Genomic DNA, 9,697 nt, shown 5'->3' with positions numbered 1-9,697 from the left:
CGCCGGCGCCGAATCGCCCTCGGCGGTTCCAAACGCAAATGCGACCGACCTCCCCCCATCAGGCGAATCCGTGCCGGTCTCATGGCCGAACCGCCCGCGGGGCCGGCCAGCAGCAGGGCGAGGGCGGCGGCCGAGAGCAGCCGCTGGGCCAGGTGGGGTACGTGCACGCCGAGGATCATCCGGCCCCGCGGGCGGTTCGGCCATGAGACCGGCACGGATTCGCCTGATGGGGGGAGGTCGGTCGCATTTGCGTTTGGAACCGCCGAGGGCGATTCGGCGCCGGCGGGAAAATTCTTTCGCAGGCGTTGAACGCCCGGGGGCGTCTGACGCGTACCTAGAGCCATGAAAGGCGCACCCCAGGCGCCACAACCGGCAGAGGATCAACAGGAGTTGACATGGCAACCTGGCGCAACGCCTCGCTCGCGGTGACGGCGGCGGCAGTACTGGCACTCACGGCGACGGCGTGCGGTCAGGACAAGGGAAGTGCCTCGCCCAAGGGCCAGCCGGTCGGCAACGCCGCACCGGCGGCCGGCAGCGGCACCGGCTACGGATACGGGGACGGCGGCTACGGCTCGGCGTCCGGCTCGACCTCCCAGACGGCCGCCAAGTCGGCGGGGCAGCTCGCGGTGTGGGACAGCAAGGAGCTGGGCAAGGTGGTCACCGACAGCGCCGGCTTCACGCTCTACCGGTTCGACAAGGACACCGCCAGTCCGCCCAAGTCGAATTGCGACGGCGACTGCGCGAAGCTGTGGCCGGCCGTGCCCGCGGGCAGCGCCGTCGCCGCGCCCGGCACCGACGCGAGCCTGATCGGCGAGGTCACCCGTACCGACGGCAGCAAGCAGCTGACGATCGCCGGATGGCCGATGTACCGGTACACCAAGGACGCCAAGCCCGGCGACGCCACCGGGCAGGGCGTGGGCGGCACCTGGCACGCCTCGGCCCCCGACGGCAAGAAGGCGGCGCCCGCCGCCGGCGGCGCCGAGGCCGGGGCGGACTCGCCGAGCCTGCCGGGTCTGTCGGTCCGCGAGGACCCCAAGCTCGGCAAGGTCATCGTCGATGCCCGGGGGATGACCGTCTACCGGTTCAAGAAGGACTCCGCCTGGCCCATGAAGTCGGCCTGCACCGGTGACTGCCTCAAGAAGTGGCCGGTGGTCGCGCCCGTCGAGAAGAAGAACACCGAGGGCATCATCCAGAAGGGATTCGTCACCTTCAACCGGCCCGACGGCGTCAAGCAGCAGTCCATCAACTGCTGGCCCGTCTACACCTACTCCGGCGACAGCAAGCCCGGCGACACCAACGGCCAGGGCGTGGGCGGCACCTGGTACGCCGTCTCGCCCGAGGGGAAGCTGATCGCCACCGCCAAGTAAGCGCCCTCCCCAGGCCGTCGGCCCGTCACCGTGTCCCCCGCGCGGTGGCGGGTTCGACGTGTGCTCCGGCCGCGACCGGGGCGCGTTCGGCGAGATGTGACCGAACTTGTGTGTGACCAATAACGGATCGGCATTTTCCGTTTTCACTCGCCCTCCTGCCGGACGATCAGTAGCCTCAGCTCGAACACCGACCATGCACATGGCCATCACACCCCCGCGGCGAGTTGTTGGAGACATAGATGGAGCGTCCTGCCTGGGCCCCTACGGGCATCGACATCTCGGTGCCGAGTGTGTCCCGCATCTACGACTACTACCTGGGCGGCTCGCACAACTTCGAGGTGGACCGGGAAGCCGCGCGCAAGGCCATGGAGTTCATTCCGGGGCTGCCCAAGGTGATGCAGGCGAACCGGGCGTTCATGCGGCGGGCGGTCCGCTTCGCCCTGGACGAGGGCATCACGCAGTTCCTGGACATAGGCTCGGGCATCCCGACCTTCGGCAACGTCCACGAGGTCGCCCAGAGCGCCGTCCCCGAGGCCCGGGTCGTCTACGTCGACCACGACCCGGTGGCCGTCGCGCACAGCACGGCCGTGCTGCAGGGCAACGAGCGGGCCGGTGTGATCGCCGCCGATCTGCGCAAGCCGCAGGACATCCTCTCCAGCCCCGAGGTGGCCCGGCTGCTCGACCTGGACCGGCCGCTCGCGCTGCTCCTGGTCGCCGTGCTGCACTTCGTGGAGGACTCCGACGACCCGCGCGCCGCGGTCGCGGAGCTGCGCGAGGCGCTCGCCCCCGGCAGCATGCTGATCCTCACCCACGCCGCGTACGAGGGCATCCCGCTCAGCGAGGACCGGGCCGGCGGCGCGGTGGGCGTCTACCGCAACATCCGCAATCCGCTGGTCATGCGGACCAGCGAGGAGATCGCCACCTTCTTCGACGGGTTCGAGATGGTCGCGCCCGGTCTGGTGCAGATGCCGATGTGGCGCCCGGAGAACTCCCCGGAGCAGGAAGACCCCTATGCCTTCGCGGGGTTCGCCGGCGTGGGACGCATAGCGTGAGCACCCCGGCCCCCGCGGACGGGCAGCCCGACGATCCCGACGGTCCGGAGTCCCGGCTCAGACGGTTCGCCACCATCTGGAGCCGGGCCATCTTCCCGGTGACGGCCACCTCGCTGACCCGCCCCGAGTTCGAACGCCATCTGCTGCCGCTGGCCCGCCGGCTCATCGAGGCGCTGCACCGCCGCCACTTCGACCCCTCGCCCGCGCAGGAGATCGGCTCCGCCCTGGTCGGGGCGCACTGCACCGACCCGGACGCGCTCAGCCGCACCCTCGGCGTGGTCGACTCCTATCTCGTCCTGTACTGCGGTACGGGCGGGGAGCTGCGGGCCGAGGAGGCGCGGGCCCGGTGCGCCCGCCTCCAGCACGCGCTGGCCGCCGGGTTCGCCCAGGCGCTGCGCGAACGCACCCTGCGCGAGCAGGAGGCCATCGCCCGCTCGGCGCTCTCCGCGCGCAGCGCCGCGGAGGAGGCCCTGCACACCACCGAGGCCCGGTTCCGCGCGATTTTCGAGGGCGCCGCCGTCGGTATCGGCATCGCCGACCTCGAAGGGCGTGTCCTGGAGGTCAACGAGACCCTCACCCGGATGTTCGGCGGTGTCGAGGGGCAGATCCGCAGCCGCAACGTCAGCGAGTGGGTGCACCCCGAGGACGCGCCGCAGGTCTGGAAGCTCTACGAGGAGCTGGTCCGGGGCGAGCGCGACCACTACCGGGTGGAGAAGCCGTACTACCGGGGCGACGGCACCGTCCTGTGGACCAATCTCACGGTCTCCCTGCTGCGCGACGCCGAGGGCCGGCCGCAGTACCAGCTCGCCCTGCTGGAGGACACCACCGAGCGGCGGCTGCTGAACCTGCGGCTGCGCTACGAGGCCACCCATGACGCGCTGACCGGGCTGCCCAACCGCACCCTGTTCTTCGAGCGGCTCGACAAGGCGCTCTCGGCGGGCGAGGGCAAGCGCTTCGGACTCTGCTACCTCGATCTCGACGGGTTCAAGGCGGTCAACGACAGCCTCGGCCACTCGGCGGGCGACCGGCTCCTGGTGGAGGTCGCCGACCGGCTGCAGAGCTGTGCGACCGGGCCCGGCGAGATGGTGGCGCGCCTGGGCGGCGACGAGTTCGTGGCCCTGACCACCGGCACCGACACCCTGCGCGAGGTCGACGAACTGGCCTCCCGCATCCTCCACGTGCTCTCCGCCCCGATCCGGCTGGAGGGCCGTGAGCTGTCCGTGCGCGGCTCGATCGGCGTGGTGGAGGGCCCGGCGGGCGAGCGCGGCCCGGCGGAGGTGCTGCGCAGCGCGGACATCACGATGTACCGGGCCAAGGCCGCGGGCGGCAACCGCTTCGAGCGGGCCGACCCGGAGGCCGACGCCCGGGCGATCACCCGGCACGGGCTGACCAACGCGCTGCCGGCCGCGCTGGAGCGCGGGGAGTTCTTCATCGAGTACCAGCCGCTGGTGCACCTGGTCGACGGCAGTGTGCACGGGGCGGAGGCGCTGGTGCGCTGGTCGCATCCGCAGCACGGGGTGCTGGGCCCGGACCGCTTCATCCCGCTCGCCGAGCACACCGGTCTGATCGTGCCGCTGGGGCGCTGGGTGATGGCGGAGTCCGTACGCCAGGCGAGGTTCTGGCAGGAGCGCCACCCGGGCTCCCGGGCGGGCGGCCCGCTGCGGGTCAACGTGAACCTCTCGCCGACGCAGCTGCACCACCCGGGCCTGGTGGCCGACACGGTGGAGGTCCTGGAGCGCTCCGGCCTGGAGCCGGGCGCGCTGTGCCTGGAGGTCACCGAGTCCGCGCTGATCGGTGCCGACGACGACCTGCTCAAGCCGCTGCGCCAGCTCGCGGACATGGGTGTGGACATCGCGCTCGATGACTTCGGCACCGGCTACTCCAACCTGGCGAACCTGCGCCGGCTCCCGGTGAGCGTGCTGAAGCTGGACCGCTCGTTCACCCAGTCCATGCAGCAGCACCCGGCCGATCCGGTCGACATCAAGATCGTCGAGGGGATCGTGGCGCTCGCCCACAGCCTCCATCTGGCGGTCACCGTCGAGGGGGTGGAGACCGGGGCGCAGGCCGATCAGCTGCGCGAGCTGGGCTGCGACACCGCCCAGGGCTGGTACTACGCGCGTCCGGGCGCCCCGGACCGCATCCACTCGCTGGCCCTCACCGACGCCGTCTGACCCCTGTCGGCCGCGTCAGGCCCCGACCCCGAGCAGGACCCGCCGGAGTTCGCGTGCCGCGCGCGGCGGGTCCACGTCGCTGCGGTGGGCGAGCGCGATCGTACGGCGCAGCCCCGGGCGGGCCAGCGGGGTGACCCGCAGGTCGCGGCCCGCCCGGGTGGCCACCATGCTCGGCACCACCGCGATGCCGAGCCCGGCCCGTACGAAGCCGAGCACCGCGTCCATCTCGCCGCCCTCGACCGTGAAGACCGGCTCGAAGCCCTCGGCGCGGCAGGCCGCGACGGTGAGCTCGCGCAGGTCGTAGCCGTGCCGGAACATGACCAGCGGGGCGTCGCGCAGATCGCGGACGTGGACGCGGCCGTCGGTGCCAGGGGCGGGTTCGGTGGCGGCCGAGACGACCACCAGGTCCTCGTGGATGAGCTCGACGGTCCTGAGCGCCGGGGAGCCGGGCGGCAGTGGCAGCACCACCAGGGCGAGGTCGAGGGCGCCACGCGCCAGCTCCCGTACGAGGTCGTGGGAGCCGCCCTCCTCGATCAGGAGCTGGATGCCCGGATGGCGGTCGTGGAAGTCCCGCAGCACATCCGGCAGCAGCCCGGTGCACAGGCTGGGGGTGGCGCCGAGCCGGACCCGGCCGCGCCGCAGCTGGGCCAGTTCCTGCACCTCGATCCGGGCGGTGTCGGCGTCGGCCAGGATGCGGCGGGCCAGCGGCAGCAGCGCCTCGCCCGCGTCGGTCAGCGCGATATTGCCCCGGGCGCGGCTGAACAGCTCGGCGCCCAGCTCCTTCTCCAGCGCCCTGATCTGCTGGGAGAGCGAGGGCTGCGAGACGTGGACCCGCTCGGCGGCGCGGGTGAAGTGGCGGGTCTCGGCGACGGCCACGAAGTACAGGAGCTGCTGGAACTGCATGGAACCACGATAGGCCATGCCTATCGGAATGAGCGTATCCATGTCTTGGACCTCTTGCTGTCCGGCCCCTAGCGTCTAGGGCATGGCTCTGGCAACGCGGACGGACCGAAAACCGTCCTTGACGCGCACCGTGTGGGACTCGACCGTCGGCAAGAAGGCGGTCATGGCCGTCAGCGGTCTGATCATGCTGACCTATCTGGCCGCCCACATGTTCGGCAACCTCAAGATCTTCTTCGGTGCGGGCGACTTCAACGGGTACGCGCACTGGCTGCGCACCGTCGGTGAGCCGTTCCTGCACCACGCGTGGGCGCTCTGGATCATCCGGGTGGTGCTGGTCGCCGCCGTCGTCGCGCACGCGGTCTGCGCGTACCAGCTGAGCCGGCGCGACATCGGGGCGCGCCCCGAGAAGTACGTGCACAAGCGCCCCCGCGCGAGCTACGCCACCCGCACCATGCGCTGGGGCGGCGTCATCCTCGGGCTGTTCATCGTCTGGCACATCCTGGACCTGACGACCGGGACCGCGCACCCCGGCGGCTTCCAGCCCGGGCACCCGTACCAGAACGTGATCGACACCTTCTCCACCTGGTACGGCAACACCGTCTACATCGTGGCGATGCTCGCCCTGGGCCTCCACGTCCAGCACGGCTTCTGGAGCGCCGCGCAGACCCTCGGCGCCGGCAGCGCGGCCCGCGACCGGATCCTCAAGACCCTCGCCAACGTGCTCGCGCTGGTGCTGACCCTCGGATTCATCTCCGTCCCCGTCGCCGTCATGACCGGAGTGGTGAGCTGAATGACCTCATCCATCGACTACCCGCTCTACGCGCTGGGCGAGCCGGTCGCCGACACCAAGGCGCCCCCGGGTCCCGTCGCCGAACGCTGGGACACCCGCCGCTTCGAGGCGAAACTCGTCAACCCCGCCAACCGCCGCAAGCACACCGTGATCGTCGTCGGCACCGGGCTGGCGGGCGGTTCGGCCGGCGCGACCCTGGCCGAACAGGGCTACCACGTCGTCCAGTTCTGCTTCCAGGACTCCCCGCGCCGGGCCCACTCCATCGCCGCGCAGGGCGGCATCAACGCCGCCAAGAACTACCGCAACGACGGCGACTCCATCCGGCGGCTGTTCTACGACACCGTCAAGGGCGGCGACTTCCGGGCGCGGGAGTCCAACGTCCACCGGCTCGCGGAGATCTCCGTGGAGATCATCGACCAGTGCGTGGCCCAGGGCGTTCCCTTCGCCCGCGAGTACGGCGGACTCCTCGACACCCGCTCCTTCGGCGGCGTCCAGGTCTCCCGCACCTTCTACGCACGCGGCCAGACCGGCCAGCAACTGCTGCTCGGCGCCTACCAGGCGCTCTCGCGGCAGATCGCGGCGGGCAACGTCGAACTGCACGCCCGCACCGAGATGCTGGACCTGATCGTGGTGGACGGCCGGGCGCGCGGCATCGTCGCCCGCGACCTGGTCACCGGCCGGATCGACACCTACTTCGCGGACGCGGTGGTGCTCGCCAGCGGCGGTTACGGCAACGTCTTCTACCTCTCCACCAACGCCATGAACTCCAACGCCACCGCGGTGTGGCGGGCCCACCGGCGCGGCGCCTACTTCGCCAACCCCTGCTTCACCCAGATCCACCCCACCTGCATCCCGCGCACCGGCGAGCACGAGTCCAAGCTGACCCTGATGAGCGAGTCGCTGCGCAACGACGGCCGCATCTGGGTGCCGAGGGCCAAGGGCGACACCCGTCCGCCCGCGGAGATCCCCGAGGAGGAGCGCGACTACTACCTGGAGCGGATCTACCCCTCCTTCGGCAACCTCGTCCCGCGCGACATCGCCTCGCGCGCCGCCAAGAACGTCTGCGACGAGGGCCGTGGCGTGGGCCCGGGCGGGCAGGGCGTCTACCTCGACTTCGCGGACGCCATCGCGCGGATGGGGCGCGACAAGGTCGAGGAGAAGTACGGCAACCTCTTCGAGATGTACGAGCGGATCACCGCCGAGAACCCGTACGAGGTGCCGATGCGGATCTACCCCGCCGTGCACTACACCATGGGCGGACTGTGGGTCGACTACGACCTCCAGACCACCGTTCCCGGGCTCTTCGCGATCGGGGAGGCCAACTTCTCCGACCACGGCGCCAACCGGCTCGGCGCGTCGGCCCTGATGCAGGGCCTGGCCGACGGCTACTTCGTACTCCCCGCCACCGTCAACGACTATCTGGCGCGCCATCCGCACCTGGAGCCGGTCACCGACGGGCACCCGGCGGTCGCCGAGGCCGTCGCCGAGACCGAGGACCGGCTCCATCTGCTGCTCGCGGTCGACGGCGACCGCACCCCCGACTCCTTCCACCGCGAGCTCGGTGAGCTCATGTGGGAGTACTGCGGAATGGCCCGCACCGAGGAGGGGCTGCGCAAGGCGTTGGAGCGTATCCCGCGGATCCGGGAGGAGTTCTGGCGCCGCATCAAGGTCCCGGGCACCGGTGAGGAGTTCAACCAGTCCCTGGAGAAGGCCAACCGCGTCGTCGACTACCTGGAACTCGCCGAGTTGATGTGCCTCGACGCGCTGCACCGCGCCGAGTCCTGCGGCGGCCACTTCCGCGAGGAGTCCCAGACCCCCGAGGGCGAGGCGGCGCGGCGCGACGAGGAGTTCTCGTACGCCGCCGCCTGGGAGTTCACGGAGACCGGCGCCGCCCCCGTCCTGCACAAGGAAGACCTCGTCTTCGAGTACGTCCACCCCACCCAGCGGAGCTACGCATGAAGCTCACCCTGCGCGTCTGGCGGCAGAAGAACGCCGACGCCGACGGAGCGATGTCCACCTACGAAGTGGACGGCATCTCGGCCGACATGTCCTTCCTGGAGATGCTCGACACGCTCAACGAGGAGCTCATCCTCTCCGGAGAGGACCCGGTCGCCTTCGACCACGACTGCCGGGAGGGGATCTGCGGCGCGTGCAGCCTGGTCATCAACGGCGACGCGCACGGGCCCGATGGGGTCTCCCCTGCTCGAGCGGATTCGAGAGCTTGGGGAAGGACTACCACCTGCCAGCTGCACATGCGGGCCTTCCGCGACGGCGACACCATCGACGTCGAGCCGTGGCGGGCAGCGGCCTTCCCGGTCGTCAAGGACCTGGTCGTGGACCGTTCGGCCTTCGACCGGATCATCCAGGCGGGCGGCTACATCAGCGCCCCGACGGGGGCCGCGCCCGAGGCGCACGCGACGCCGGTGCCCAAGCCGGACGCCGACTTCGCCTTCGAGCACGCCGAGTGCATCGGCTGCGGCGCGTGTGTGGCGGCCTGCCCGAACGGCTCGGCGATGCTCTTCACCTCCGCCAAGGTCAACCACCTCAACGTCCTGCCGCAGGGGGCGCCCGAGCGGGAGACCCGGGTGCTGGACATGGTCGGCCGGATGGACGCGGAGGGCTTCGGCGGCTGCACCCTCACCGGCGAGTGCGCCACCGCCTGCCCCAAGGGCATCCCGCTGCCCTCCATCGCGGCGATGAACAAGGAGTGGCTGCGCGCGACCAGGAAGGCGCGCCGGGCCGGCCGCTGAGGCGGGACGCGGCGGGTGTGCCCCGGACCGCGGGTCCGGGGCACACCGCCGCCGTACGGACGGTTCAGCCCGTCACGGTGATCTGCTGGGCCGGGTCGGTGGTGTCGGTGACGTCGTAGGTGGCGGAGAAGGTGGCCGTCTGGTTGCCGGTCGGGCAGAGGAAGCCGCCCGTCCCGGTGGCCGCCACGGGTGCGTTGGCGATGGCGAGCCGGGACGGGGCGCCGTTGGTCCAGGTGCCGTTGACGGTACTGGGGCCGGCGGGCGAGGCGGTGAGCGTACAGGCGGCCAGGCCGCTCGTCTTGATGACGACCCCGCCCTTGGGCATGGTGAGCCCGGCCGAGACGGGCGAGCCGTTCTGGGCCGTGATGCTCCAGGAGCCGTTGGCGGCGTTGCTGGTGACCGTCACCCCGACGCCGAAGATGCTGGTGGTGCAGCCGCTGAAGGTCGGCGGGTTGATGGCGGCGGTGACCGGTCCGGCCGCGTTGTGGTTGCCGGGGGCGGCGGCGCCCGCGGCGGTGGTGGCGCCGAGGGTGAGGGCCGCGGCTGCGGCCAGGAGGGCGGCGGGCGCGCGGAGTCTTGCCGGGGGCGGCGGCGCCCGCGGCGGTGGTGGCGCCGAGGGTGAGGGCCGCGGCTGCGGCCAGGAGGGCGGCGGGCGCGCGGAGTC

At 71.5% G+C, this 9,697-nt stretch carries 8 protein-coding genes; 6 read left to right on the top strand and 2 right to left on the bottom strand.

Annotated features, from left to right (window positions below):
- Positions 1-395 precede the first annotated feature (395 nt).
- From ACJA3G_RS21140 to ACJA3G_RS21130, 3 genes are all read left to right on the top strand, one after another.
- Complete coding sequence (locus tag ACJA3G_RS21140; protein ID WP_406554586.1) at positions 396-1,367, top strand: SCO0930 family lipoprotein; 972 nt, start codon at positions 396-398, stop codon at positions 1,365-1,367.
- Between the two features lie 239 nt (positions 1,368-1,606).
- Positions 1,607-2,419: an SAM-dependent methyltransferase gene (locus ACJA3G_RS21135; RefSeq protein WP_406554585.1), complete on the top strand. Its 813-nt coding sequence runs from the start codon at positions 1,607-1,609 to the stop codon at positions 2,417-2,419.
- The gene (locus ACJA3G_RS21130; protein ID WP_406554584.1) at positions 2,416-4,590 is read left to right on the top strand and encodes a putative bifunctional diguanylate cyclase/phosphodiesterase; all 2,175 of its coding nucleotides are present in this window, start codon (positions 2,416-2,418) and stop codon (positions 4,588-4,590) included. The genes ACJA3G_RS21135 and ACJA3G_RS21130 overlap by 4 nt, the downstream gene beginning before the upstream one ends.
- A gap of 15 nt (positions 4,591-4,605) precedes the next feature.
- Here ACJA3G_RS21130 and ACJA3G_RS21125 read toward each other — a convergent pair whose 3' ends face one another.
- Complete coding sequence (locus ACJA3G_RS21125) at positions 4,606-5,493, bottom strand: LysR family transcriptional regulator (RefSeq protein ID WP_406554583.1); 888 nt, start codon at positions 5,491-5,493, stop codon at positions 4,606-4,608.
- Between the two features lie 82 nt (positions 5,494-5,575).
- Between ACJA3G_RS21125 and ACJA3G_RS21120 the strand changes: the two genes are divergently transcribed.
- The 3 genes from ACJA3G_RS21120 to ACJA3G_RS21110 are packed head-to-tail and all read left to right on the top strand — an operon-like array spanning position 5,576 to position 9,033.
- Positions 5,576-6,283, top strand: coding sequence for a succinate dehydrogenase (locus tag ACJA3G_RS21120; RefSeq protein ID WP_406554582.1), 708 nt, complete (start codon positions 5,576-5,578; stop codon positions 6,281-6,283).
- On the top strand, positions 6,284-8,242 hold the full coding sequence (locus tag ACJA3G_RS21115; RefSeq protein WP_406554581.1) for a fumarate reductase/succinate dehydrogenase flavoprotein subunit: 1,959 nt from the start codon (positions 6,284-6,286) through the stop codon (positions 8,240-8,242).
- Positions 8,239-9,033, top strand: coding sequence for a succinate dehydrogenase/fumarate reductase iron-sulfur subunit (locus ACJA3G_RS21110; protein ID WP_406554580.1), 795 nt, complete (start codon positions 8,239-8,241; stop codon positions 9,031-9,033). The genes ACJA3G_RS21115 and ACJA3G_RS21110 overlap by 4 nt, the downstream gene beginning before the upstream one ends.
- Positions 9,034-9,097: 64 nt before the next feature.
- Here the strand turns inward: ACJA3G_RS21110 and ACJA3G_RS21105 are convergent.
- A partial coding sequence (locus ACJA3G_RS21105; RefSeq protein ID WP_406554579.1) for a hypothetical protein occupies positions 9,098-9,697 on the bottom strand: 600 nt, incomplete at its 5' end.

Source organism: Streptomyces sp. YS-3 (assembly GCF_045257485.1).
Lineage (GTDB): Bacteria > Actinomycetota > Actinomycetes > Streptomycetales > Streptomycetaceae > Streptomyces.
Note: the sequence above shows the minus strand (reverse complement) of the source record. Positions and strands in the feature narration are given on the sequence as shown.